The organism is Pseudomonas baetica (assembly GCF_002813455.1).
Lineage (GTDB): Bacteria > Pseudomonadota > Gammaproteobacteria > Pseudomonadales > Pseudomonadaceae > Aquipseudomonas > Aquipseudomonas baetica.
Genome location: NZ_PHHE01000001.1, coordinates 2,237,898 through 2,263,192 on the forward strand (window position 1 = coordinate 2,237,898; position 25,295 = coordinate 2,263,192).

The 25,295-nt window shown below is 57.7% G+C and carries 20 protein-coding genes; 6 read left to right on the forward strand and 14 right to left on the reverse strand.

The genetic code is table 11. From position 1 onward, the window contains the following. Window positions 1–14: 14 nt before the first annotated feature. From ATI02_RS10250 to hmgA, 4 genes are all read right to left on the reverse strand, one after another. Complete coding sequence (locus ATI02_RS10250; protein ID WP_100846204.1) at window positions 15–1,385, reverse strand: MFS transporter; 1,371 nt, start codon at window positions 1,383–1,385, stop codon at window positions 15–17. Between the two features lie 152 nt (window positions 1,386–1,537). After that, entirely contained in the window at window positions 1,538–2,173 is a 636-nt protein-coding gene (gene maiA / locus ATI02_RS10255; protein ID WP_100846205.1) for a maleylacetoacetate isomerase, read from the reverse strand. A 12-nt stretch (window positions 2,174–2,185) separates the two neighbouring features. Next, the gene (gene fahA / locus ATI02_RS10260; protein WP_095188763.1) at window positions 2,186–3,490 is read right to left on the reverse strand and encodes a fumarylacetoacetase; all 1,305 of its coding nucleotides are present in this window, start codon (window positions 3,488–3,490) and stop codon (window positions 2,186–2,188) included. Between the two features lie 3 nt (window positions 3,491–3,493). Further along, complete coding sequence (gene hmgA / locus ATI02_RS10265) at window positions 3,494–4,798, reverse strand: homogentisate 1,2-dioxygenase (protein WP_100846206.1); 1,305 nt, start codon at window positions 4,796–4,798, stop codon at window positions 3,494–3,496. Window positions 4,799–4,963: 165 nt separating this feature from the next. On the opposite strand from hmgA, the gene ATI02_RS10270 reads away from it, so the two are divergent. Further along, a complete protein-coding gene (locus ATI02_RS10270; RefSeq protein ID WP_095188761.1) occupies window positions 4,964–5,749 on the forward strand; it encodes an IclR family transcriptional regulator in 786 nt (261 codons plus the stop codon). Between the two features lie 34 nt (window positions 5,750–5,783). Here the strand turns inward: ATI02_RS10270 and ATI02_RS10275 are convergent, their stop codons facing one another. From ATI02_RS10275 to ATI02_RS10290, 4 genes are all read right to left on the reverse strand, one after another. Continuing rightward, window positions 5,784–9,239: a DUF6543 domain-containing protein gene (locus ATI02_RS10275; protein ID WP_100846207.1), complete on the reverse strand. Its 3,456-nt coding sequence runs from the start codon at window positions 9,237–9,239 to the stop codon at window positions 5,784–5,786. A gap of 177 nt (window positions 9,240–9,416) precedes the next feature. After that, window positions 9,417–11,963, reverse strand: coding sequence for a helix-turn-helix transcriptional regulator (locus ATI02_RS10280; RefSeq protein ID WP_100846208.1), 2,547 nt, complete (start codon window positions 11,961–11,963; stop codon window positions 9,417–9,419). Between the two features lie 140 nt (window positions 11,964–12,103). Further along, window positions 12,104–13,471: a DUF1329 domain-containing protein gene (locus ATI02_RS10285; RefSeq protein WP_100846209.1), complete on the reverse strand. Its 1,368-nt coding sequence runs from the start codon at window positions 13,469–13,471 to the stop codon at window positions 12,104–12,106. A 23-nt stretch (window positions 13,472–13,494) separates the two neighbouring features. After that, complete coding sequence (locus ATI02_RS10290) at window positions 13,495–15,288, reverse strand: DUF1302 domain-containing protein (RefSeq protein WP_100846210.1); 1,794 nt, start codon at window positions 15,286–15,288, stop codon at window positions 13,495–13,497. A 726-nt stretch (window positions 15,289–16,014) separates the two neighbouring features. On the opposite strand from ATI02_RS10290, the gene ATI02_RS10295 reads away from it, so the two are divergent. After that, the gene (locus tag ATI02_RS10295) at window positions 16,015–18,333 is read left to right on the forward strand and encodes an S-type pyocin domain-containing protein (RefSeq protein WP_100846211.1); all 2,319 of its coding nucleotides are present in this window, start codon (window positions 16,015–16,017) and stop codon (window positions 18,331–18,333) included. Next, a complete protein-coding gene (locus ATI02_RS10300; RefSeq protein ID WP_100846212.1) occupies window positions 18,330–18,587 on the forward strand; it encodes an immunity protein in 258 nt (85 codons plus the stop codon). Before ATI02_RS10295 ends, ATI02_RS10300 begins: the two co-directional genes overlap by 4 nt. Window positions 18,588–18,636: 49 nt before the next feature. Here the strand turns inward: ATI02_RS10300 and ATI02_RS10305 are convergent, their stop codons facing one another. The 5 genes from ATI02_RS10305 to ATI02_RS10325 form a co-directional block, all read right to left on the reverse strand. Next, window positions 18,637–19,551, reverse strand: coding sequence for an SDR family oxidoreductase (locus ATI02_RS10305; RefSeq protein ID WP_100846213.1), 915 nt, complete (start codon window positions 19,549–19,551; stop codon window positions 18,637–18,639). Between the two features lie 144 nt (window positions 19,552–19,695). After that, window positions 19,696–20,598 carry an alpha/beta fold hydrolase gene (locus ATI02_RS10310; RefSeq protein ID WP_100846214.1) on the reverse strand — a complete coding sequence of 301 codons (903 nt, stop codon included), beginning with the start codon at window positions 20,596–20,598 and terminating at the stop codon, window positions 19,696–19,698. Beyond that, window positions 20,598–21,380: a class II aldolase/adducin family protein gene (locus tag ATI02_RS10315; protein ID WP_093436071.1), complete on the reverse strand. Its 783-nt coding sequence runs from the start codon at window positions 21,378–21,380 to the stop codon at window positions 20,598–20,600. The genes ATI02_RS10310 and ATI02_RS10315 overlap by 1 nt, the downstream gene beginning before the upstream one ends. Window positions 21,381–21,511: 131 nt before the next feature. Then, window positions 21,512–22,198: an LrgB family protein gene (locus tag ATI02_RS10320; protein ID WP_095190895.1), complete on the reverse strand. Its 687-nt coding sequence runs from the start codon at window positions 22,196–22,198 to the stop codon at window positions 21,512–21,514. Further along, window positions 22,188–22,574 carry a CidA/LrgA family protein gene (locus ATI02_RS10325; RefSeq protein WP_095190894.1) on the reverse strand — a complete coding sequence of 129 codons (387 nt, stop codon included), beginning with the start codon at window positions 22,572–22,574 and terminating at the stop codon, window positions 22,188–22,190. The genes ATI02_RS10320 and ATI02_RS10325 overlap by 11 nt, the downstream gene beginning before the upstream one ends. 95 nt (window positions 22,575–22,669) lie before the next feature. Between ATI02_RS10325 and ATI02_RS10330 the strand changes: the two genes are divergently transcribed. Next, window positions 22,670–23,557: a LysR family transcriptional regulator gene (locus ATI02_RS10330; protein ID WP_095190893.1), complete on the forward strand. Its 888-nt coding sequence runs from the start codon at window positions 22,670–22,672 to the stop codon at window positions 23,555–23,557. Here the strand turns inward: ATI02_RS10330 and ATI02_RS10335 are convergent. Then, window positions 23,547–24,005 carry a flavodoxin gene (locus ATI02_RS10335; protein WP_100846215.1) on the reverse strand — a complete coding sequence of 153 codons (459 nt, stop codon included), beginning with the start codon at window positions 24,003–24,005 and terminating at the stop codon, window positions 23,547–23,549. The two genes, ATI02_RS10330 and ATI02_RS10335, sit on opposite strands and share 11 nt — an antisense overlap. 153 nt (window positions 24,006–24,158) lie before the next feature. Here ATI02_RS10335 and ATI02_RS10340 point away from each other — a divergent pair, with 153 nt between their 5' ends. Both ATI02_RS10340 and ATI02_RS10345 read left to right on the forward strand, forming a co-directional pair. After that, window positions 24,159–24,635, forward strand: a complete 477-nt coding sequence (locus ATI02_RS10340; RefSeq protein ID WP_095190891.1) for a PAS domain-containing protein — start codon at window positions 24,159–24,161, stop codon at window positions 24,633–24,635. Between the two features lie 54 nt (window positions 24,636–24,689). Next, window positions 24,690–25,295: a hypothetical protein gene (locus tag ATI02_RS10345; protein ID WP_095190890.1), complete on the forward strand. Its 606-nt coding sequence runs from the start codon at window positions 24,690–24,692 to the stop codon at window positions 25,293–25,295.

Consider the following 25,295-nt stretch of genomic DNA (forward strand, 5'->3'; position numbering starts at 1 on the left):
ACTCGGTCTCAAGGTCAGACCGCGTTATCGTTCTTCGCGAGCAGGCTCGCTCCCACAGTGGTCGCGGTTATTTCAGCAGGCGACCGCACCTGAATGATCAACAGCGCGGCAATGACGGCCGGAATCGCGCAGAAGAAGAAAATCTGCTCCACCGGAATGTGCATCGCCAGCAGCAGACTGCCGAACAGCGGCCCGAGAATCGAACCGAAACGCCCCACCCCCAACGCCCACCCCGTGCCGGTGGCACGAACGTGCGCCGGGTAGAAGTTACTGGCGAACGCATTCAGCGTCAGTTGCCCGCCAATAATGCAAAAACCCGCAGCAAACACGCAGGCCACCAGATAACGCGGGTTGTCGTGATTAAGCCCCAGCAGAATCGTGCACAGCGCCGCGCCCGCGAGCACACCGGACAACAGACGCACTTTGCGTTTCAAGCGGTCGGCGAACCAGGCCATGCAGATCGCGCCCAGCGTGCCGGCAAACAGAAACATCGACGTCACCAGATTGGCCTCGTTGAGTTTCAAGCCACTTTCCAGCAGCAACGACGGCAGCCAGCTGATCATGAAATACAACAGGATCAGACTGACGAAAAACGTCGCCCAGATCAGCAAGGTAGGGCGCGCATAACCGTTGCGGAACAACTCCACTACCGTCAGCTTGCTGCCCTGCTCCCGCTCGTTCTGCTCGACATAAGCGGCCGGCGGTTGCCAGTCCGGCAGCATCCGCGCGGTGACTTTGCGCAGACGTGCGTACGGCGGTGCATCACGCAGCAACCGCGGCAGCGATTCCGGCAGCATCCACCAGAGAAACGGAAACAGCAGCAACGGCGTCACGCCGCCGGCAAGAAACACCGCTTGCCAGCCGAATTGATCGATGAACCCGGCGGCAACAAAACCACCCGCTGCACCGCCGAAGGAGAAGCCGCACGCGGCCAGTGTCACCATCAGTGTGCGCAGGCGCGGCGGCGAATATTCCGACATCAACGCCATGGCGCTGGGCATCGCGCCGCCCATACCGATGCCGCAGATGAAGCGCGCGACCATCAACGTATTCAGAGAGTCGGCAAACACCATCAGCACCGTCAGGCTGGCGTAGATCAGCACGCAAGCGAGCAGGATGCGACGTACACCGAAGCGGTCGGCCAGCGGCGTGACGACGAGAGAACCGATCGTGAGGCCCAACAGGTTGGCGCTGAACACAGGCCCGAATGCTGACTTTTCCAGACCCCAATCCTGGGCCAGTGCCGGCACCACATAGCCGAGCACCTGGGCGTCATAGCCATCGGTGACCAGCAACAAGGCGAGCAGGATCAAAAGCAACCACTGATAGCGGGACACAGGACGGGCGTCGAGTGCCGCCCGGAAGCTGGCAATCTGGTTGTGCATCGCAAGGTACCTGTTTTGTTTTTATGATTTTTTTTGCGTGGATCAACGCCGAACCTTGTGGGAGCGAGCCTGCTCGCGAATGCGGTGTGTCAGGCAAATGAAGGGTGGCTGACACTCAGCATTCGCGAGCAGGCTCGCTCCCACAGGGAGTATTACGGTATATCTGGCTGGTTGGCCGGATGCGCCTTGATGAACGCCGGATGTTCGACAGCCAACGCCGCCACGCGACAGATCCGTGGATAAGCCTCCAGCGAAACATTGAACCGCTCTGCCGCGTACAACTGCGGGATCAGGTAAACATCCGCCAGGCACGGCCACTCACCGAAACAGAATCCGCTCTCACCAATCAACTGCTCCACCGTCGCCAGTCCCTGGCTGATCCAGTGGCTGATCCACTCGACCACCTGCGGCTCTTCATACCCCGACTGACGCAGGCGATTGAGCACGCTGACGTTGTGCAGCGGATGCACATCGCAACCGATCACCGCCGCGACGCCGCGCACGTGAGCGCGGGCAGCGAGGTCTTCGGGCAACAGCGGCATCTGTGGATAACGTTCTTCCAGATACTCGATGATCGCCGGCGACTGGATCAACAGTTCGCCTTCGTCAGTACGCAAGGCCGGCACCCGCCCCTGCGGATTGATCGCCAGATACGCCGTTTGCCGATGCTCGCCACCGGACGGCGCGATCAGATTGACCGGCAACGCCTGATAATCGAGGCCCTTGAGCGCCAATGCGATCCGCACCCGGTACGACGAGGTCGAACGGTAATAGGTATAGAGATCCATAAGCCGCTCCTGTCAGCGCGCCGCCAGCACTTTGCCGCGGCATTCGCCGAAACCGATGGAGGCAAAACCGTCGCGGGCGCAGCGAGCGCGCAGGATGATTTCGTCACCGTCCTCAAGGAATTTACGCACTTCGCCGGACGCCAGTTCGATCGGCTTTTTACCGCCCTCGGTGATTTCCAGCAGGCTGCCGAACTGACCGTTTTCAGGGCCGGACAAGGTGCCCGAACCAAACAGGTCACCGGCCTGCAACTGGCAACCGTTGACGCTGTGGTGCGCGACCATCTGCGCTACGGTCCAGTACATGTAGCGGGTGTTGCTCAGGGTCAGGCGATGGGCTGGCAGGTTCTGTTCGCGCATCGCCTCGGTGAGCAGCAGCACTTCCAGTTCGATGTCGAAAGCGCCTGCAGCTTGATCGCGCTGGTCGAACAGATACGGCAGCGGCTGCGGATCACCTTCAGGACGTGCTGGCTGTGCAGTGCGGAATGGCTCCAGCGCTTCAGCCGTGACCACCCATGGCGAAACGCTGGTGATGAAGCTTTTGGACAGGAACGGACCCAATGGCTGGTATTCCCAGGCCTGGATGTCGCGGGCTGACCAGTCATTGAGAAGACAGAAACCGGCGATGTGTTCAGCGGCATCGCCAATCGCAATCGACTCGCCCATCTCGTTGCCCTGGCCGATCCAGATGCCCAGTTCCAGCTCATAGTCCAGACGTGCGCACGGGCCGAACGTCGGCTCGCTCGCGCCGGCCGGCAGGGTCTGGCCTTTCGGACGACGCACGTCAGTGCCCGACGCACGAACGGTGGAAGCCCGACCGTGATAACCGATCGGTACATACTTGTAGTTCGGCAGCAACGGGTTGTCCGGGCGGAACAGTTTGCCAACGTTTTGCGCGTGTTCGATGCCGACGTAGAAGTCGGTGTAGTCACTGATGCGCGCCGGCAAATGCATCTGGCAATCGGCGGCCAATGGCAGCAGTTTTGCGCCTTGTGCTTCGATGTTGCCGCGCAGGGTGCTGCCTTCGCTGAACAGTTCCAGCAGTCGCTCGCGCAAGGCAACCCGGGCTTCGCGCCCCAGTTCAAAGAACGCGTTCAGTTGTCCGCCGTGCATGGCTTCAACCGCTGTGCGAGCAACGCCGTCGAACAAACCGGCCTCAAGCGCCACTTGCAGATCGAAAATGTGATCGCCGATGGCGACACCGCTACGCGGCTCGCCGCCTTCAATGCTGAACACGCCCAACGGCAGGTTCTGCAACGGGAATTCGGCGTGGCCGTTGGCCGAAGCGACCCAACTGCGGGTGATGGAAGTCTGAGTCATGGGTTATCTCCGGGTCGGGTCGAACGTGGCGGGCAGCGTGGCCCAGCAGGCGTCATAAGTGGATTGCAGTTGCGGGCAGTCGAGGGCGAAACGGCTCGGGCGCAACACCTGACTGGTCTCGAACATGAAGGCCATGGTGTTGTCGATTTTCGAAGGTTTGAGCTCGGCGTTGATCGCCTTGGTGCAGGTCTCACCGTCCGGGCCATGGGCGCTCATGCAGCTGTGCAGCGAGGCGCCGCCGGGCACGAAACCTTCAGCCTTGGCGTCGTATTCGCCTTGAATCAGGCCCATGAATTCGTTCATCAGATTGCGGTGGAACCACGGCGGACGGAAGGTGTTCTCCGCCACCATCCAGCGTGGCGGGAAGATCACGAAGTCGAGGTTGGCCAGACCGTGCACGCTGGTCGGCGACGTCAGCACGGTGAAGATCGATGGGTCCGGATGATCGAAACTGACCGTGCCGAGGGTGTTGAAACGGCGCAGGTCATATTTGTAAGGCACGTTGTTGCCGTGCCAGGCGACCACGTTCAGCGGTGAGTGATTGAGTTCGCTACCCCACAACTGGCCGAGGAATTTCTGTACCAGTGTGGTCGGCTGCTGCAGGTTTTCGTAGGCGGCGACCGGGGTCAGGAAGTCACGCGGATTGGCCAGACCGTTGCTGCCGATGGGCCCCAGATCCGGCAGACGCAGCGGCGCGCCGTGGTTCTCGGCAACGTAACCGCGAGCCTGAGGATCGAGTAGCTCGACACGGAATTTCAGACCGCGCGGCAACACGGCGATTTCCAGCGGCGCCACTTCCAGCACACCCAATTCAGTGGCAATACGCAGCCGCCCGAGTTGCGGCACCAGCAGCAGCTCACCGTCGGCGTTGAAGAACACGCGCTCCATCGAACGGTTGGCGGCGTAGGTGTAGATGCTGATCCCGGCGGGTTTTTCGGCAGCGCAGTTAGCCGCCATGCTGACCAGGCCGTCGATGAAATCGGTCGGCTCGCTCGGGATGTCCAACGGGTTCCAGCGCAGGCGATTGGGGGTCACTTCACCCAACGGACCGCCCGCCAGTTGCCGCTCCAGTTTGACGAACGCCGGGTGGTTGGCCGACGGCTGGATCCGGTACATCCAGGTACGCCGCGCTTCACTGCGGGTCATGGTGAACGCGGTACCGGAGAACAATTCGGTGTAAAGGCCGTAGGGAGCTTTTTGCGGGGAGTTCTGGCCAACGGGCAGCGCGCCGGGCAACGCTTCAGAGCTGAATTCGTTGCCGAAACCGGACTGATAAGCCAGCGTCGACGCGGTTGAATCGAGGTTCATGGAGCCTCCTGAACAGGGAGTCGGCAATGGCCCATCGCTCTGGCTCAGAGGTTTCGGCACGCCGGGGTTGTTATTATCGTAATTCGATTACGCATAACGTAATTTGCTCGCCATCCAGCGTCAAGCTATAAAGACGCCCATTCGTTTTCGGATCCCGGCAACACCATGGAAAAAACCAGCGACAGTAACGGCAAACAGAAAGTCCGCTCCGCCGAAGTCGGCACCGACATCCTCAAGGCCCTGGCCGAGTTGTCGCCGTCCACTTCGCTGTCGCGTCTGGCCGAACATGTGCAGATGCCGGCGAGTAAGGTGCATCGCTATTTGCAGGCGTTGATCGCCTCGGGTTTTGCCGAGCAAAACGCCGCCACCAACCATTACGGTCTCGGTCGTGAAGCGCTGCGCGTGGGCCTGGCCGCACTCAACAGTATGGACGTGCTGAAAGTCGCCGCCCTGCCACTGGCCGAGTTGCGCGACGAACTCAACGAAACCTGTTTTCTCGCGGTGTGGGGGAATCAGGGAGCGACCGTTGTGCACATCGAACCGGCGGTGCGTGCGGTGACAGTGGTAACGCAACTGGGTTCGGTGTTGCCGCTGCTCAGTTCCTCGACCGGCCTGGTGTTCAGTGCCTACCTGCCGCATCGGGAAACCGACGAATTGCGTGAGCAGGAAATCGCCGTTGCCGATCATCCGCTGGCCGATGGCAAGGCTTATGCCAGCTTGTGCGAACAGATCCGCGAACGCGGCCTGCATCATGTGCACGGGTTGCTGATGCCGGGTGTGGATGCGTTGTCAGCGCCGGTGTTCAATGCGGTCGGGCAGATCGCTGCGGTGTTGACCATTGTCGGCCCGACCTCACTGTTCCACGCCGACGAAAACGGCCCGGCGGCGCAACGATTGCTCGATGCGACGCGGGCCGTGAGTTGGCGCATGGGTTACGACGCGGCGAACTGATTGACGCTGTTGGCCGCATCCGCTTATCGGGCGGTCAACGCACTGATGTCTTACTACGGCTCGTGACTTGATCTTCTATCAGTTCCTTGAGGAAATCGATCAACTGTTGATCTGGCGTTTTCAGCCCCATTGTTTCGGTAACAAACTGCGCGGCAGTTCGCGCATCTCCGACAATGCTGAGAAACGTTCGCTGAGCGCTTGTGACTTTCTTCGCGGCGCCGCCAGCCGCACTCGCCTTGCCAAGGGTGAACAGGCCGATCAATGCCTCCTTGCCATGGCCCAAGGCTGCCGAGTAATCACCGCGCTGGTACGCGTGCGCTCCGTCATAAAGGCTTTTCATTAACTGAACCGCCACCACGACAGTCCCTACGGGCGGTACCAGAATGCTGACGATATTCGCCACCCTGATCACATTCTCATAGATCAGACCGGTAATGACCTCCGTCAAACTGGTAGTTTTTTCGTCGATATCGTTCAAAACACGGCGAATTCTGTCAGTGTGCAGTTCTCGTAGATCACTCACCCTGCCTGGGTAATAGGGCTTGATCGGAGCAGGAGCATCAACTTTTGCCATTGTAGTGTTGAAAAACTTATCAACCACTTCCTTGTCGATCAACTGAAGGCGATCCAAGTAATACTCTCTGAATGGACTTAAACGATATTGAATGCCGGTAAAGAAATCTTTGACCGCCCGAAACGAAACCCTGTCCGGAGCATCGGGGGTATACATCAAATCAAGAAACCCATTACCGTTCTTTATCCGAAAGATGTAGGCCCCTTCGACAAAACGACTACTAAAATCGGTCAACCCCGTATTGATGTGAAGTTTGTACAAACCTTCATCTAAAATACTATGTACAGCATTTTCATTACCACGCCCCTCACCGACACGGTCAATTATTCTTTGCAGCGCGATGAGAAGCCCATTTGACAGTTTCCCATCAACAAAGCCGGACACTGCATCATAATGCATCTGGCAATGAATTTTTTTTGCGTAGACCGCTCGCCTGAACGCGTAATCCGGGCGGTCTGGCTTCAGATACTCACCCTTGAGCATCTCTGTATATCTATCGCCGGGACGAAATGTTTTCGACAACTGGGATAAGTCCCGGATATCCAGTTCTTTAATTTCCGGATGTCCACCGATCATGTAATAGTACGGATCAAATTTTGTTGCGAAACTGGGATGGCTTGTTTCAAACGAAAGCCCTTCAATCAAAAGATCCGTCAAGCTTCGACGAAAGCTTTCAGCCTGCACAATAATTAAATCCGGATCGATATTGACATTTACCTGACGGGATCCAAGCTCTAGCTGAAGTACCTCCTTCACTGCATCGTAAGTAAATTTTTCAAATGAAGGAAAACCATTTTCCCTTGCTTCTATGGTCGAAATCGCTCTTAACTCCGTATGTAACCGAGCATATCGTCTGCGTCCCTCGACACCCAACTGCCCATAATGATTAGGGGCAATAGCCTTATGCCAGACCACCTCATTCTGATAAGCAACGTTTATATAATCGAATAGTGTTCCGATGCTGCCATTAAACAACTCAGCATGTCGGGTACCGATTTTATACTCATAGCGCAGCGGTGCACGGTTTGCGCCCTGCAGAATTCCGGCATCCTGCAAAGCGTCTGGTCTTATCAACGACGCAGCATAGTCACGATCAGCGCCCAGAGAGGACTCAAACCATTTCTTCATGTCGAAAGCGTTTGCAAACTTTATGAACTCAAATGCTCCTGCAGATGTTCTGAGAAATATAAAGTACGCCTGACTTTCCCGCACATTGAAAACAATCACGTCCTTCAGGGCTGACTCTAAGTACTCCAGCTTCACACCCCGGATAAACACCGATGGATCGCGGCCCATCGCGCGTTGAATGATTTCGGCGTCTGCATCAGAGTAATATCCGGACTGGTGAGCGATGAACAACGCAAGCTCCATCTTGCTGTACAAGTGACTCCAATAGGCTTGCTGAAATTCGCGTGACGGAGCTGCCGGTATATTAGCGGTAAACTGCAGCCGCATATTGCGGTTGACTAACCATTGCTCAAGGGCTGCGACAGAAAGCCTGCTGCCGACAGGCGCGCCCTTGATCGTCAGCTTTGCTCGGAAACCTTCGTCGTGCAGGCCGAAAGCAATGAATTCCGTCAGGGTCCGGGTATCTTCCTGTTCAATAGTGCGCCCACCCACCTGCATTGAGTAGAGGCTATGCACTTCAATTTTTTCAGAGTCCAGTGGTTCACCAAATGCACTATTGGTCCAATCGGAAAACGCACGCCTGACATGTTCCTGAAACGAGAAACAGGAATCAAAAACTGCCTGATATTCTGTATCGTAATTATTCTTAGAGTCTTCAAGCGCTATATAGCGACGCTGAATCTCATGAGTGGACTTCAGCAACCAGAGCGGCCAATCCAAGCGCCTCAGCGCATCAAAAACCCGCGTCAAACGGAGTTCTATATCACTGAGCAAAACAAACAGACTCTGATTTTCCTGTAGCTGCTCAGTTAACGGGCGTTCAGAGCGACCACGGTCATGCATCAATATCGAAAGTGTTTCAAGCTGACCTTGCAAATGAGCGCCGGCGCTGAGTGAAAAAACACCTTGAGTGACTTTTGGATATTTGACCTGGGTATCAGACACGCCCAAACGAGAGAGGAGCTCTTTATGCAATTGAAGATTGCTCGCAAAAAATTCGAACCCTTTATCCGGGGTATGCAACACATAGTCGGTATTGTCATTGAGCAAATTCATCTGCGAATGCGTGCGCGCCGCATTGTCGAGAATGATACTGGGGCCGCGAGCAGTCAGATATTCCTGTTCCGGTACCACCACCGCGCGATAAACCCCATCGCCGCTGTCCATGCTTAACAGGTCTGAATATCGACTAGCCAGAGCCTCCCTGATACCCATCGTCATCACGGCAAGCGATAGTTCCGCTGCCAGCATCTGAGCGTAGGCTTTTTTAAATTCCTGCTGATTGGTCATCCCTGCCTGCCCAGAGGAATCTGTCGCCGGAGCCGCCCAATAGTTGTTCAGTTCCGAGCGAAGACTGGCCTCAAAAGACCCAAGGGTTGCGGTAACGACACTTTCAACATCGACAATACTGAAACCTGCCACCCTGAATTTATCACTGAAGGTATCCGGAAGGTAATAAACCCCATCGCCCTCGCCGCCCAAATAGTTTGGCACCGTGTTTGTGTCGAGGCAGTAGATCAACACATCTACAAGCGTTCCAGAAGGTCGCCGTTCAATCTGATAATCATCACTTATAACATTGATATACACCTTATCAAGGTCCACCGCTTTCTTACGCCGCTGCAATTCATTTTGCAAAGCCAGACGGGCAACGAAACGCACGGTCGGTATTTTATCGACGATAACAGAGAGGTGTTTCTGCGCCTGAAGCGCCTTATCCCACTCCTCCGTCCAAGTGACTTTATCACCCTCAGAACCGAGCATTAAACTATTATATGTTTTTTGCATTTTACGCCTTTCCCGTCCAGATTCTCGGCAGCGACATGCCACCTCAAGATTCAGCGCAAGATAGAGACCTTTGCAAAAAACAAGAAGAACAGCTGCATTTCAAGCTATATACATTGCAGCTTTTCTTAATATCATGAAAAACATGGCAACACGTTCAATTTCCAACATGCAACAACTTTAAATCAGGCCGATCGATTTCGCCTTGGCGACTGCTTGAGTTCTACGGGCGACACCGAGTTTCCCGTTGATTCTTCTTGCATGGGTTTTTACTGTATGTAGCGAAATATACAGTTGCTCGGCAATTTGCTGATTTGATTCACCGCAGGCAATCAAGCTCAACACTTCGAGTTCCCTACGGCTGAGTATCGACTCATCCGCCGAATCAACTCGTGAAGTTGCCTGCGGTATCATCGGGGCTACTATGGGGTGTTTCTGACGCAGCCGCCACTCACGCAAGGCCTGATGCAACTGACAGCGTTCCACCAGAACTTGCGCTTGCTGGAAGGCGTGCTGCGCCAGTGATACATCGCCACTCGATGTGGCGAGTTGCGCGATGACCAGGTGTAATTCGGTTTGCAGATTCAGCATGCCCCTGGCCTGCGCCTGTTTCAACGACTGCTCGATCTGCGACAGGCAGTCGTTGTTCGCGTGTAACTTCACACTGGCACAGGCCAGCAAATACTCGATACGGTCAATAAGCTCCAGTGTCGCGGGGGGCGCCTGAAGGGCCTGCGGTCCACGGTAATGACGCAGCAGTCGTGTCAACGTCTCGTGCGCCAACTCAGCCCGCCCTTGTTGCAGCCAGAACTGACTGCTGACCTGTAACAGCACACCGCGATAAACCGTATCCGGAATCTGCCTTTGTTGCATCACTCGTTCCGCCTCACGCAGTCGCTCGAACGCCAGTGCATAATCGCTGCGGTTGGCCGCTAGCTGCGCCTGCCCCAGATAGCCGTATAGCACGCGTTTGTCCTGGCTGCTCAGGCAGGCTTCCCGGCCAGACTCAAACAACGCTTCAGCCGCCTCATCCTGTCCCATGCACAATGCCAATCGACCGCGACGCAGAGCGATGCGCCCGAGCAGTGGTACCGGCCGCTGCGCGCGCTGGCAGAGTAATAGTTCGACACCGGCGAGCAGACGATCGGCGCGAGCCGGGGCGCCACGCTGCTCCAGCAGTTGCGCATGATCGAGCTCCAGCAGGCCCTCGAACAGCAACGATCCTTGTGCCCGCGCCAGACACAGCGCCACGCGGCTGATAGCGTGAGCCTGTTCCAGTTCGCCACATAGCAACGCCTGTTGGGTCTGCGCCGACAAACACAGCAAGCGCGCCGGCCAGGCGTCGACGGCAAGCTCCGCCAATGCTTGCTGGAAGTGTTCGCGTGCCGGCGCCATTTGCCCTTGTAAATGCAACAGCCAACCCTGTTGCGCCTGCCAGCGCGCGATCAACTGCCGCTCCTGCTGTGCCGAGGGTTGCGGCAGGAACCGCCGCAGATGCGCCATGCACTGCGCCGCTTGTTCGAAACGTCCGGCAAACAACAGTGCAGCCGTCATCAACCCGACCAGTTGCGGAGTCGCCAGTGTCAGCTCTTCACCGCGCAACTCATGCAGGCGCAACATCAACACGACCGTCTGCTCCTCAAACAGATCCTCGAAACTGAAGTTCTGCAAAAGGCTGACCGCTGCTTCGTATTCTTCGGCCAGCAATGCGTGTTCAAAAGCGCTGCGCCAATCCTGCACCGAGGTAAACCATTGGCAGGCCCGACGATGCCATGAGCGCCCAGCCGGCCAGTGTTCCTCGCGCATGACCTGCGCCAGCGGTGGAAAAATCTGCAGCCACTCGCCCGACTCACGCAACGGTTCGATAAAACAACCGCGCGATTGCAGCTCGCGCAAGTAATGCCCGCCCTCGCCAGCCCCAAACAAGTGTTCGCAAAGATCAACGTTGAACTGTGGCATATGCGCGAGCACCCGCCATGCCTCGGCCAACTCCGGCGAGAGATTGACGAACAGTTCGTGTTGCAGATAATCGGGCAGCGTGTCGACGCGTTGCTGTGGCGGGTTGCCTTGCGCCCAGTCGCACTTTTGCAGCAGCGCCATGCGCACGCCAGCACACCAGCCGCCGGTGCGCTGGACGATACGCCCGGCGACATGCACCGCCTGATCAGGCGACAAGTGCCTGAGCGCCTGAGCAATCTCTGCCTGCGTGAGCGCCAGCGTCGCGCTTTCGCATTCAAACAATTCGCCGTCGAGCAGCAGACGCGGCCAATTACAGTGAGGACGCCGGCGGGTGCCGATCCACCAGGTCAACGCCGGATGACTTAACCCCAACAAGCGATCAAGCAGCGCATCCAGCGCCGGATCGGGCTGACGGCAATAATCGTCGAGCACCAACCAGGTCGGCTGCGCGCAACGCGCCAACGCCATGGACAGCGTCGTTTCGTCACTGTCGGCCAGCCCAAGCAAATGCGCCAGACGCCGACAACACTCACTGACAGTCAACGCGCCCCCTGCCAGGGGCAGCCAGTGCACCACGCAATGTGCAGGCGCCTGCAGCATGCACTCTGTGAGCAGCGCACTTTTACCGCTGCCAGCGGGGGCGCAGAGCAACTTGACCCGCGCCAGCGACTCCAGCAACGGTGCGCTCAGTCGCGGGCGCGGCTGGTGATGGGAAGACAGCCGGGGCAAAAATCCCGGACGATCCAGACACGCAGTCATAGCGGTCATCACAGTGGGCCTTTTTATAGTTATGCGGCAACCCTAGACCTCTCCCGAGTACTTGTTGATGAATATTCAGCACGCTGATCGAGACCCATAAAAAAGGCGACCATGCGGTCGCCTTTTGTTCAGCCTATGTATCGAAAGCGTTACCGCACGCCCTCTGCCCGCAGGGCCGACGGCGTGTAATCGGCAGCCTTGGCTTCGAAGCCGAATTCGAAACTGTGCTTCTCTTCGTTCTTCATGCCCAGGGCAATGTAGCGGCCGGCGATGATGTCGTAGAGCGCTTCGAGGGTGTAGGCCTGAGCCTGGTGATCGTAGTAGTACTGCGCGTGGCCTTCAGCGACACGCCACAGTTGCCCGCGACCGTCATAGTGGTCGGCGAGCGCCACTTGCCAGCTGTCCTCGTCGATGTACATGTGGCGCTTGGCGTAGATATGCCGCTCGTTTGGCTTGACCGTGCCGATCACCTCCCAGACCCGGTGCAATTCGTAACGGGTCAGGTCCTGGTTGATGTGGCCGGCCTTGACGATGTCGTCGTACTTGAGCTTCGGCGAATCGAGTTTGTAGCTGTTGTACGGAATGTACATTTCTTTCTTGCCGACCAGTTTCCAGTCGTAGCGATCCGGGGCGCCGGAGAACATGTCGAAGTTGTCCGAGGTACGCAGGCCATCGGCTGCGGTGCCCGGCCCGTCATAGGCCACTTGCGGGGCACGGCGAACGCGGCGCTGACCGGCGTTGTAGATCCACGCCAGACGCGGTTCCTTCACCTGATCAAGCGTTTCGTGCACCAGCAGCACGTTGCCGGCCAGGCGCGCCGGGGCCGTTACCGACTGCTTGAAGAAGGTCAGCACGTTGGCGGCTTTTTCCGGATCGATATCCTTCATCAGTTGCGGCACGGCGATCTCTTCTTCGAAGCGGATCGGCGTGTAGCTGCCGTTGGTCTGCGGCGTGACCTGAGTGATGATCCGGCGCAGATTGCCGCCGTGGTAACGAGTGATGTGGTTCCACAACACTTCGACGCCGTTCTTCGGAATCGGGAAAGCGTAATAGCGATTACCGGTGAAATTGGCCAGACCGTTGCCGTCGTTGATGCTGGTGACATTGAGCGCGCTGCGCTTGGCCGACTCATAGATTTCCGGCGGCACGGCGACGGTACGGTGGGTCGGATAAACCGGGATCTTGTAGGTTTGCGGGTAGCGTTTGAACATCGCGACCTGGCCGTCGGAGAGTTTGCTTTTGTACTGGTCGACGTTGGCTGCGGTGATGGTGAACAACGGTTTTTCACTGGCGAACGGGTCGGCAAGGAAGCCTTTGCTGTCCACCGCCCCGGCGTTTTTCGGGATGCCGCCGGTCCAGGCCGGAATCGAGCCATCGGCGTTGCCGGCCTTCTCGGCGCCGAGCGGCGTCAGGCTGGTGCCGAGTTTGTTGGCCTCCTCCGCAGATACCGCGGCCATCACGTTGGCCGCCAGCAGACTCAGGGCCAGCACACCGCATTGCAGAATCATTTTGCGCATTGCTTTCATCCTTCTCGGGCAGATCAGAAGTTCACGCCGAAGCTCAGGGCGACGAAGTCACGGTCTTCGAGGACGTTGTAATCGCCGCCGAAAAAGTCGGTGTAGCTGAGGCTCGCGGTGTAGGTGTTGCGGTAGTCGGCATCGACGCCGACGCTGATCGCTTTCGCGCCTTCGTTGAACAAGCCGTTGGGGCCGTAACCGGCGACGTCATGCGACCACGACAGGTTGGGTTTGAGATTGATGCCGCCGATCACGTTGGCGTAGTCGAGGATGGCCCGGGCGCGGTAGCCCCATGAGGTCGAGGTGACGAAGCCGTCGGTATCGCCGCCGAAACCGTATTGGCCGTACACCGAATCGCGGCCATAACGCAGCTTGCTCCGTGACTCCAGACCGCCGACCCGCACCACCGCCGCTTCACCGACAACGGTCAGGCGTTCGGCGCCCAGGACCTGATCGAAAAAGTGCGTGAGGGTGCTCTGAATCTGCGTGACTTCTTTGCGCCGGTAACCCTTGTTGTCAGAGCCCGGACTGGTCGCGATCGGAGATGCCGCACCACCGGCAATCGGGTTGAGCAACGCCAGGGTCAGGTCGTTGGTGCTGACCTGCACCGGGGCGTTTGGCCGGTAGCTGATTTCGCCGGTCCACGCGGTGCCGGTGGGCAGCGTGGTGGAGAAACTCGCGCCGTACAGACGAATGTCTTCCGGGTATTCGAGGTAATACTGGCCACGCCCGAGCATCACGCTCTGCGCCAGGCCCGAACCGCTGCCCGGCGCCAAGCCATTGGCGATGCCGACCATGCCCGGCAAGGCCGCCAGTGTCGAAAGCCCTGCCGTGGTGGTGCCCACCGTCGGCGTGCGGCTGTGGTAATTCATGAAATAGAGGCCGTACTCGGTGTCGTCACCGAGCCAGCGCAACGCCGTGCCCCACTGCCCGGAATCCCGCGCATCGCGGTCGCCACCACGAGGGATCACCACGCCTTCGCGAGTGACCTGAATGCCTTGGCCAAAAGCTGTGGTCAACGGCACCAACGGCGCAATCGCCGGGCTGCCGACGGTGTAGCCGCTGTTGCAACCGTCCGCCGCCACATCGACGCCGAAGAACGTACCGCAGTTGTCGAGAACGGTCTGATCCCACTCCAGTTGATAGAAGCCTTCGACGGTCAACTGATCCGTCAGGCCTTGGGATCCGAACAGCATGTTGACCGGAATCAGCCCTTCCTTGATCTCTGCGCCGGGGCGCCGGAACGCCGACACGTCGATCGGGTTGATGCTGTTGATCGAGTTGCCGATGAAAGTACTTTCACCCCAGCTCACCACTTGCTTGCCAGCGCGCACCGTGCCCGGCAGATCGGCGATGGAATAGTTGTGATAAACGAATGCATCGAGAATCTGCGCGCCGGACGACTTGGCGCCTTCCTTGCGGCCCTTGTCGCTGATCTGTTTGAACTCGCGGTCTTCGTCCTTGAGCTCGAAGTCGTACCAATACTTGCCGCGCACGAACACACCGGTGTCGCCGTACTTCAATTCAAGGTCGTGAATGCCTTTGACGATTTTCGAGAAAGTCTCGCCTTTCTTGAAGTTCAGGCGCCCGTCATCACCGGTCGAGGATTGCCCGGTGCCACCGTTGACCGTGCCAACCAGCGACTTGTCGGCATCACGCATGCCCCAACTCGCACCGACCGACAGCGACGAATCGAACGTACCCTCGATTTCGCCGATGTTGAACGAAACCGCTTGCGCCTGGGCACAGCAACCCAGAGCCACCGCGGCTGCCAGCGCCTGCGGTGTGAAGATGGCGCGCATTGTTTTCGTTGTCATGCGTCTTCCCCGGTGAGTGACAGAAGGCCCCACCCTACTGCCGGGTGACCGGGTCGATAAGCGCACCAAGGAGGTATTTGTGTTGTCGCTCGAAAGGATGAACGCCCCTGCGAGACGCGGCTTTGCGCGGGACATGAGTCGGCTGGATAGTCGATCATCAGCGCAGCGCAGCGCATGGCGCAGGGGGTGCGCGGCAAACTGTTACATGCCCCGTAACAGTGCATGTCTGGAATCGGTATTTTTCCTACGGATTCAAATCCGTATTCTGAACGGGCTTTCACGGGATACGTCGAAAAGCACCCAGCCTTGGCTACTGAGCAATTCAGGTCACTGCTGACAGATTTCAGATGAATCGATGATTCGGTTTATCGCCCCGGTGTTCACTGACGTTGATTTGTAGCTCCTTGATCCAACGTCTTACCTTGGCCGCTGCGTTTGCAGCGGCCTTTTTTATGGCTGTTGAAAAAGGCATCCCTACGAACTGTAAAAACACTCCGAGAAAAGCGTCGGACCTTTCCTGCTGCGCAGAAGAATCCTCCTCACTTCGTTATTAGTCTGCGAAAAACCTCTCAAAACAACGCCTTGTTACTTACGAGCTTCTCGGATTTTGCAACAGCAATTCTGATGTAACTTGAAACACCTCAAATATTCTCCGGTGACACGGAAGTCACTATCGCCCGCGCCTACTTTCCAGCGAGCTGCCACGTAATTCAAAAGGACATGAATATGCAAAGACCTCCACCCTTGATACTTGATGCAACACATATTAATGCACCCGCCCCTGATCATTACGACCCCTTCAAGGAAAGCAATCAGGGCTATTCCTATAGCGGCATGTTTGGGCCGGCAGGCGCCACCCATAAAACCCGCGAATTAATGTACGAAACTCAAGTCGCCCTGGAACAGGAGTTCAGTGCCAAGTCCATCTTATTGCCTCAATCCATTGAGAATGAACTCGCTGCAACACGGTTGGAACGGTCAACCAGTCCACTACCACCCGCGGCAGCAATAGTCCGCGAACTGGATGTAAGAAATACCCTCATTCAACACAAGTCCGCTCAACTTCACGAGCAGATCACTATTGCCAATCGTTTTTTTGGAAGTGATCCGCTGGGTAAAAACTTCAATGATTTTCTGAATCAGGCCTCGGCTATCCGGCGAACGAACCGCGCAGGCCCGCCCGTGCGAGAGCTATGGAGTCAGTCCTATCGGGCCGCCCATGAAGCGAGGCTGTTAAACCAGACTGTCCAGCTTCTCAATCAACAGCAAATCAACGTGCAGAACTGGCTGTCCGCCGTGCTGGCCAATGATCAGGCGCAAGCGGCTGCCGCTGCGCAAGAAGCCCAGCGATTGGCGGCAGAACGTGCGCGGATCGCAGCCGAACAACAACGGCAGAGAGAACTTGCCGAAGCAGCACGCCGAGAGCAGGAACAAGTCCGGGCTCGGGAACAGGCAAGGCTTGCCGCACTCGCAGAGAAACAACGCCGGGATGCTGAACAGGCTCGCCTGGCCGCTGAAGTGGCGCGGATCAATGCCGATGCTGAAGCTCGGGAAAGAGAGCGGATTGCGCAATTGAGGATCGCATTGGCTGAAGCACAAGCCAACGCTGAAACAGCCGCACGGGTGTTCGCCGCTGAGCAGGCTCGCCTTCAAGCGGAAATGGAACTGCGCATTGAGGCGATACAAAAGCAGGTTCAAGCAGATAAAAAGAGCATGGAACTTCGCCACAAAGTCCTTGATACCGCGACCGCCTTAGCCAAACGCCAAGCTCATCTGGCGACATTAGAGAACCAGCAGCAATTGGGAAATGAACCTGGGCTGCACGACATTGAACCGGACTTTACGACTGAGGCTGACGCTCAAAATCTGGGGCACCATTCGCCAGAGATTCAACGTGTTTATGCTGCGTCAGGAGTAGTGGCTTCAACCAGCCCGCATTTCTCCTTTGCTTCGACAGCCATACGTCTTCCCCCGGCGACGTCTTCCGCAATTCTCAATGCACTGCGCTCAGGTTTACTGACCGTAAAAGCATCTGGCGCCGCGCTGTTCGGCAGCCCGGTGTTGATAGGTTTCGCGGCTTTATTGATGCCGTCACGCCTGGGAAACGGCGAGCGGTTTGCCATCAGCGTTCCATTTTCCGAGTTGTCGTCGGAGTCTGCGCAGACACTGCGCGATATAGCCGACCGACAAGGCACGCTGGAGATGCCGGTAGGCTTGGGCGTCCGCCCACTCGGCGCTGGCGCGGAAGTATTCGTCGCCTCAACCGATGACTTTCATATTCGCTCGAGCGTGCTGGTTCTGAATGCGGCTTACGACTTGCTGAATGATGTTTACGAGGCCGCGCTCCCGGATTCGCCAACCGACTTCCTGACCTGGACACCCGCCATCTCTCCGGGTAACAGCTCGACCGAATCGCCAATGGTTGAAACCGAGTCGACCGCATATTCCGGCGCACCGATTGTCCCGGTTGAGGGGCGTCTGGATCTGCATCCGATTCTGGTCGAGGGCTGGGAACGATTCATCATTGTGTTTCCGGATGACTCGGGGATTGCGCCGCTTTATGTGGTGTTTAGCAGTCCGTACGCGGGTGGTTATGTCAAAGGTAAATACAGCGGTAGGATTTACAACCCAGAGCTGTCTGGTGGACCAATACTTGATCTGGATTGGCGCACGGCGGCGATCACAAAAGCTGGAATCAATGCAGTGAAACTACATGTAGCGAGGTTCAACCAATCAGATGCTAACGACATCATGATTCAAGGATTAGAACGAATTTTGAACGAGAACTTGAATCCCACTGACACTGATCTGCGCTACTACACTCACGAATTGAGAGAGCTTGAGCGATACAGAAATTTTGGCTATAGCGATGACTCATCCCCCTCTGATGAGTCTCCGATATGGAACAATGCGCATACCGCGACACTAGAGGACTACAAACTCGGCAGCGAATTGACCTTGCTCTACAACGAAGAGGCAATCAACGCAATGAACGCTCAAGATGAACGAGAATATCAAAACGACCTGAGGAGTTTCGGCCAATGAGCACTGTCGAGAAAATTATAAAAAACGAGTCGGTGGCAGATGTTATTTCTCTCTTTGCACTAGCTTTTCACCCCATGCGCATCGATCAAATGTATGCAAGATATCGAAAGGACAAAGTTCCCCACGCTGTCTTTGTAGACACGTACAACTCGCTCTTTAGAGACGGGGTATTGGCCTATGATGAAAATGGAAAAACGATCAAAGGTCCTAATTGGAAACCGCCGGCATTCATGACAGACAAACGCTACGAATAAAACACAGAAAAACTACCCGACTGCGATTTACATCAGTCGGGTGGCCGAACTACTCAAGCGAATACTTCTGCAAATTCGCCATCATCTCCTTCAGCGCCTCAATATTGTCCTTCGGATGCGCCGCCCCTTCGAAATCACAAATCTGCTGCCAATGCGCCGCCACATCCTCCGGCGAAAACCCCACTCGCGGATCAAACCCGGCGCCCAGACTGCGCTCCCAACGCACCTTGCCCATCCAGCCGCCACCGACTTCGAAAAGCCCGGAAGTCTCCTGGCACTGTTCGCTCGCCAGGTACACCACCAGCGGGCTGACCAGTTCCGGCTTCAGTTGCTCGAACACTTGCGGCGGGATCAGGCCTTCGGTCATACGCGTACCGCCAGTCGGCGCGATGGCGTTGACCAGGATGTTGTTCTTGCGCCCTTCGATGGCCAGCGTGCGGGTCAGGCCATAGAGACCGAGCTTGGCCATGCCGTAGTTGGATTGGCCGAAGTTGCCGTAGATGCCCGAGGTCGAGGCGGTGAAGATCACCCGGCCGTAGTTTTGCTCGCGCAGGTGCGGCCAGGCGGCGCGGGTGACTTTGTAGGCGCCTTCGACGTGGACGCGGTACACCAGATCCCAATCGGCATCGTCCATTTTGTGGAAGGTCTTGTCGCGCAGAATGCCGGCGTTGTTGACCACCACATCGACACGACCGAAGACGTCGAGGGCGTTTTGCACCAGTTTGTCGCCGTCGGTGACCGAATCGTGATTGGCTTCGGCGATGCCACCGGCTTCGCGAATTTCCGCCACCACGCGGTCGGCGGCGGAGGCGTTGGAGCCCTCGCCCTGGGTCGAGCCGCCGAGGTCGTTGACCAGCACTTTGGCACCCTGCTTGGCGAACAGCAGTGCGTGAGCCCGTCCGAGGCCACCACCGGCTCCGGTGACAATCACGACTTTATCTTCGAAACGCACAGACTCATTCATCGCGGCAACTCCAGCAGGCCAAGGGACAGTTGTTCCGAGTGTCAGGCACGGGGCTTTCGGTCACAACGAACACGGCTGGGGCTGAATGGTGCGCGATAAGGCTGGGGGATGATGTGCAGCGCAAAATCAAAAGTCAAAAGATCGTTAGGAACACGCGACCTTGCGCGGTAGCAGCGCAAAACGATCACGAAATGCCAGGTAGTGCTCAAGCACCTGCACCGGCGCCTCGGTCTGCGGATAGTGACCAATGCCCGGCAACAGCACGGTGTCTGAATCGGCAATCAGCTGGCGATAACGCTCGACCATGTGCGCACCCGAGATCGGATCAACTTCGCCAACGATCACCCGCAACGGCACTTCGCCGCGCTGCATTGCCGCCACCCAACGATCACGCTGCACCCGCCGCTGGGGAATGTAGCTGATCAGTTTATGCATGATCCGTGGGCCGCGATTGCTGTCGACCAGGCTCCAGAAATCATCCAGTTCACTTTCACTCGGGCGGGTCTGCGGACCGAAGATCTGGCGGAAGCTTTTCACCAGCGCGTCGCGGGTAAAGGCCCGGCCGATCATCCAGCCCAATGGGCTGAGCAGCAGCTTTTGCACCAACACCGGACGATGGGTTTCCGGGAACAGTCCACCGTTGAGGAACACACAACTGGCGACCTCGATCTGCTTTTCGTAATGCCGGGCGAGCAGTTCCTGCGCGACGCTATCGCCATAGTCATGGGCGAGGATATGCAGCGGTTGCTCGACCTGCACATGCGCGAGCAATGCCTGCTGCAAATCCGCTTGCTCCAGTAGGCTGTAGCGGTGATTGACCGGTTTCGCCGAATCGCCGAAACCGAGCATGTCGCAAGCGATCACCCGATAACGCTGGGCCAGTGGCTGCCACAGGTAATGCCAGTCCCAACTGGCGGTCGGGAAGCCGTGGATCAGCAGCAGCGGCTCACCCTGCCCCGCTGTCCAGTAACGGATCGGCTGGCCACGAAAGACAAACGTCTGGCTGCGTTTACGCCAGACACACAGAGGAATCTCGGCAAGAGGCATTAGAGTTTATATCCGGGGTCTTGTTTATCGAGTTTGCGCAGCAGCGCGGGCCAGGCCAGCGCGCCGCCCATGCCCTGAGCGCTTTTAGTGACGCCGGCGATCATCGCCTTGGCGCCCGCCAGAATTTGCGGTTCGATGGCGATGAGTTCAGCGCCACCGGTCTGCGCCATCACCTGGATGTCGCAGGCGCGCTGGAAGGTGAACATCATCAGAAAGGTGTCGGCGATGGTGCCGCCGCAGGTCAGCAGGCCGTGGTTGTGCAGCATGAGGAAATTGTTCTCGCCCAGATCGGCCTGCAGGCGCGCCTTCTCTTCGTGGTTCAGCGCCACGCCTTCATAGCCGTGATAGGCCAGGCTCGATAGCACGAACAATGACTGCTGACTGATCGGCAACACACCCTGCTTCTGCGCCGACACCGCCACGCCCGAGGCGGTGTGCGTATGCAGCACACACACGACATCGTGCCGCACTTCATGCACGGCGCTGTGGATGGTGTAGCCGGCCGGGTTGATTTCGTAAGGACTGTCCATGAGTTTGTTGCCGGCCTGATCAACTTTTACCAGGCTCGACGCGGTGATCTCGTGGAACATCAGACCGAACGGATTGATCAGGAAATCTTCGGTGCCCGGCACCTTGGCGGAAATGTGCGTGAAGATCAGATCGTCCCAGCCATGCAAGGCAACCAGACGATAACAAGCGGCGAGATCGACACGGGTCTGCCACTCGGCGGCGCTGACCTGGTCTTTGACATTAAGGGACGACTGGACGGGGGCTACGCTCACTGTATGCACCTCTGCGTTCTTATTGTTTTGTACGTGTCAGCAGTCTAGTCAGGCGCAGTCGATCGCGTAGTTGCATTGCCAGCCAGCTTGATGACTGAGCGGGTCAGCAACGTAAACACCTTGGATCCATGTCAAAGCAACGACGCCAATAATGGCGCGGCGAACAGATTGAGCAAACCGGTCAGCACCATCACCAGCCCCGCCACCGAGCCTTCTTCGCCACCCACTTCATGGGCTCGACTGACCCCGGCACCGTGCGCGCCGACACCGAACAGCGCGCCCCGCGCCAGGGCACTGCGCAACGGCAGCCACTTCAAGAGCACGCCGCCGAGCATTGCACCGAACACCCCGGTGAACATCACAAACACCGCCGTCAGTTCCGGCACGCCACCGAGGTCCTGCGCCAGCGGCATGGCGAACGGCGTAGTGATCGAGCGCGGCACCAGTGACATCGTCACCGAACTGTCCAGCGCCAGCGCCTTGGCCAGACCGAACGAGGTGGCGATCGATGCCGCACTGCCGGCCAGCATGCCCAGTAACAATGCCGACCAGTGCCGCATCAACAAACGCCGCTGCTGCCAGATCGGCACGGCGAAAGCGACCGTGACCGGGCCGAGTACCAGCATCAACCAATGAGTGTTGCTGGAGTATTCGGCGTAAGCGGTGTGCAGCGGCACGGCGAGTGCCAGCAGCAATGCCGGCACCAGAATCAGCGGCGACAACAGGTAACGCCCGGTACGCCGATAAATCCAGCGGCTGAACAGATACGCCAGCAAGGTGAAGGCAAGCCAGAACATCGGCATCAGTTCAAGCTTCATGGGAACGCCTCAGGCGCACGGCCACTTCCACGGTGAAGGCGGTCACCAGCATCACCATCAACGTGCTGGCGGCGATGACCAGCAGAATCCGCCAGCCGTCATTGCGCAACAACGCGCCGTAGTCGAGCAGACTCATCAGCGCCGGAATAAAGAACAACAGCATCTCGGCCATCAACAAGCCCGCCCCCAGTTGCAGAGCTGCCGGTTTGACCCAGCCAAAAGCGAACGCCAGCAGCAACAGCGCCATGCCGATCACCCCGCCGGGAATCGGCAGGGTCAGCCAGAGGGCAAGTTGGCAGCCGAGCAGGTAGAGGCCGAGCAACACGGCGAGCTCGGCGACCAGACGGGAAAGATGTTTGAGGTTTGAGGCGTTCATGATGGGCTCCTGACAGGCGCTTATTTTACGAAGCGGCCTGCCATCCCAGAAGCGAATTGTTAGACTCGCAGCCATTCCAAAAAGGAATCAGGCCAATGGAATTCAAACAGCTGCGCAGTTTTGTCGAAGTCATGCATCAGGGCGGGTTCACTCAAGCGGCGAAAACCCTGCACATCAGCCAGTCGGCAGTGAGCAAACAAGTCGCGCAGCTGGAGCAGAGCCTCGGCACGCCATTACTCGAACGATTGGGCTCACAGCTGCGCCTGACGGCGGCTGGCAGCGTGGTATTGCAACGCGCTGAAGGCATGTTGCGTTTGCGCAATGAGTTGCTCGTTGAGCTGGACGACCTCAGTCATCTGGCCCGTGGCGAACTGCGCCTCGGTTTGCCGCTGCTGGGCAGTGATGCGCTGTTCGCCGGGCTGTTTGCCGAATACCGGCGGCGCTACCCGAATATCAGCATTCAGTTGCTTGAAGGCGGCAGCCGCAACATCGAACAAGCGGTGTTGAGCGGCGAACTGGAGTTGGGTGGCAGTCTGCTGCCGAAAGATCCGCAGTTCGACTTCCAGCCATTTTGCGATGAGAAACTTGATGCGTTGCTGCCGGCGGATCATCCGCTGGCCGATCGGGGTGAGATCGGGCTGGAAGAACTGGCCGACACGCCGTTCCTGCTCTATCAGCGCAGCTTTGTGCTCAACGACCGCTTGCTCCAGGCCTGTCAGCAACTGGGCTTTACGCCGAAGGAAGGCGGCCGTAGCGGTCAGGCGGATTTTCTCGCAGCGCTGGTGGCGGCCGGGCAAGGCGTGGTGCTGTTGCCCAGCGTGGTCGCGCGCGGTCTGGTACGGCCTGGCGTGGTGCGCCTGACCTTACGCGCGCCGGACTATTTACGCTGGGACATCGCCTTCATCTGGCGTCAGGGCGCCTACCTGTCGAAAGCCGCGCAAGCCTGGCTGGCCCTGTTGGGCGAGCGGCCGATCAGCCCTTGAGCGCGCCGATCAGATCCGCCAGCCATGGCTCGGCGTCGGTTTCCGGAGTGACGCTTTCGCTGGCGTCGATACGCAGCATGTCCTGCACCTCGCGCAGCCCCAGTTCGCTGAAGAACAGCTCACGCATTTGCACGCCACCGCCGCAGAACGTATCGCCATAGCTGGCGTCGCCCAAGGCAATCACCGCACCCGGCATACCGCGCCACGCTGCCGGCAATTGATCACGGATAGTCGAATACAGCGGTTGCAGGTTGTCCGGCAACTCGCCCATGCCAGTGGTTGACGTCACGGCAAGGAACGCTTCAGGTCCGAAGGACTGGATATCGGCGAGGCTGGCGCGTGAGTTGTAGAAGGTTTCAAAGCCAGCGGCTTTCAGCAGGTTCTGGGCGTGGCGGGCGACTTCTTCGGCGGTGCCGTAGACCGAACCGGAGAGAATGGCGACTTTCATCAATCTGATCCTGAAACTGAAAAAAAGAGCGCAGATAGTAACAGTCCCCAAGGCTAAGCTGCGATTGGATCTCAACTGGCAGCGATGGCCAGTAGACAGCGCCTACGGTTCTTCTAGAATGCCAGCCAACAACAATGCTGAAGGTAATCAAGGATGATCAACGCCAGCCTGCTGCAAATGGTGATCAACGCGTCGAACGATGGGGTTGTCGTCGCAGAGCAAGAGGGCGAGCAGGATGCCATCCTGATTTACGTCAACCCGGCCTTCGAACGCCTGACCGGCTACTCCAGTGAGGAAATCCTCTACCAGGACTGTCGTTTTCTGCAAGCCGGTGACCGTGATCAGGCAAGCCTTGGGCGGATTCGCGAGGTGTTGCGCAACGGCGGGTCATGCCGGGAAATCCTGCGTAACTATCGCAAGGACGGCACACCGTTCTGGAATGAACTGTCGCTGTCGACGGTAAAAAATGCCGCCGATGGCCAGACGTATTTCGTCGGGGTGCAAAAGGATGTGACCGTTCAGGTCAAGGCTCAGCAGCGTGTGGCGCAACTGGAAGCCCGGGTCGCCGCGCTGGAAACAGAGCTGGCGGGTCTGAAATCGACGAACGGCGCAAACAAAACAGCGAACTAACGGTCATTAACTACAATCACCAATGACTTTGTAACTATTACTTTCGAGTTAATCATGCAGCGCGATGCCCTCCTGACCCAGGATGAGCTGGATTTCATCCAGACCATGCAGCACAACCCGCAGCTCAATGTGCGGGATGCAACGTCGAGTCTGCTGGTTAATGGTGGTTCGCAGATCCGTGACTTGCTGACGCGTCTGGCGGCTCACGAGCAAGTGACGATTCAGGCCAGCTTCGAAAATCAGCAGATGACCTTTCCGCTGCATCTGGTGGAAGACGAGTTTCATGCGCTGCATCTGCGCCTGGGCGTACCGAGCATTTTCGAAGACGGGCCGATGGTGCGCCCATGGCGACTGACCCTGGAAGAACCGGTGGCGCTGGAAAACGCCAAAGGCCAACCGGGCACGATGTGGGTTCACGAGGTTTCGCACAAAGGCGTGCTGCTGGAAATGCGCAACAAGACCAAACCACCCAAGCACTTCGCATTGTGGTTCAGCCCTTCAGGTTATGAGCGGATTTCCCTGCGCGGCAATTTCGAACGAGAAACCGAAAGCGGTTTCTACGCTTACGAATTGAGCCAGACCGATGCGGACGAAACCGAGCGTCTGCGCCAGTTCATCCTGCAACAACACCGCCTGACCCACCCTGCCCTGCACACCTGA

Bases quoted from the DNA above. Each gene is read 5' to 3' on its own strand.
- ATI02_RS10250 (WP_100846204.1), bottom strand. From the start codon at position 1,385: ATGCACAACCAGATTGCCAGCTTCCGGGCGGCACTCGACGCCCGTCCT.
- maiA (WP_100846205.1), bottom strand. From the start codon at position 2,173: ATGGATCTCTATACCTATTACCGTTCGACCTCGTCGTACCGGGTGCGG.
- fahA (WP_095188763.1), bottom strand. From the start codon at position 3,490: ATGACTCAGACTTCCATCACCCGCAGTTGGGTCGCTTCGGCCAACGGC.
- hmgA (WP_100846206.1), bottom strand. From the start codon at position 4,798: ATGAACCTCGATTCAACCGCGTCGACGCTGGCTTATCAGTCCGGTTTC.
- ATI02_RS10270 (WP_095188761.1), top strand. From the start codon at position 4,964: ATGGAAAAAACCAGCGACAGTAACGGCAAACAGAAAGTCCGCTCCGCC.
- ATI02_RS10275 (WP_100846207.1), bottom strand. From the start codon at position 9,239: ATGCAAAAAACATATAATAGTTTAATGCTCGGTTCTGAGGGTGATAAA.
- ATI02_RS10280 (WP_100846208.1), bottom strand. From the start codon at position 11,963: ATGACCGCTATGACTGCGTGTCTGGATCGTCCGGGATTTTTGCCCCGG.
- ATI02_RS10285 (WP_100846209.1), bottom strand. From the start codon at position 13,471: ATGCGCAAAATGATTCTGCAATGCGGTGTGCTGGCCCTGAGTCTGCTG.
- ATI02_RS10290 (WP_100846210.1), bottom strand. From the start codon at position 15,288: ATGACAACGAAAACAATGCGCGCCATCTTCACACCGCAGGCGCTGGCA.
- ATI02_RS10295 (WP_100846211.1), top strand. From the start codon at position 16,015: ATGCAAAGACCTCCACCCTTGATACTTGATGCAACACATATTAATGCA.
- ATI02_RS10300 (WP_100846212.1), top strand. From the start codon at position 18,330: ATGAGCACTGTCGAGAAAATTATAAAAAACGAGTCGGTGGCAGATGTT.
- ATI02_RS10305 (WP_100846213.1), bottom strand. From the start codon at position 19,551: ATGAATGAGTCTGTGCGTTTCGAAGATAAAGTCGTGATTGTCACCGGA.
- ATI02_RS10310 (WP_100846214.1), bottom strand. From the start codon at position 20,598: ATGCCTCTTGCCGAGATTCCTCTGTGTGTCTGGCGTAAACGCAGCCAG.
- ATI02_RS10320 (WP_095190895.1), bottom strand. From the start codon at position 22,198: ATGAAGCTTGAACTGATGCCGATGTTCTGGCTTGCCTTCACCTTGCTG.
- ATI02_RS10325 (WP_095190894.1), bottom strand. From the start codon at position 22,574: ATGAACGCCTCAAACCTCAAACATCTTTCCCGTCTGGTCGCCGAGCTC.
- ATI02_RS10330 (WP_095190893.1), top strand. From the start codon at position 22,670: ATGGAATTCAAACAGCTGCGCAGTTTTGTCGAAGTCATGCATCAGGGC.
- ATI02_RS10335 (WP_100846215.1), bottom strand. From the start codon at position 24,005: ATGAAAGTCGCCATTCTCTCCGGTTCGGTCTACGGCACCGCCGAAGAA.
- ATI02_RS10340 (WP_095190891.1), top strand. From the start codon at position 24,159: ATGATCAACGCCAGCCTGCTGCAAATGGTGATCAACGCGTCGAACGAT.
- ATI02_RS10345 (WP_095190890.1), top strand. From the start codon at position 24,690: ATGCAGCGCGATGCCCTCCTGACCCAGGATGAGCTGGATTTCATCCAG.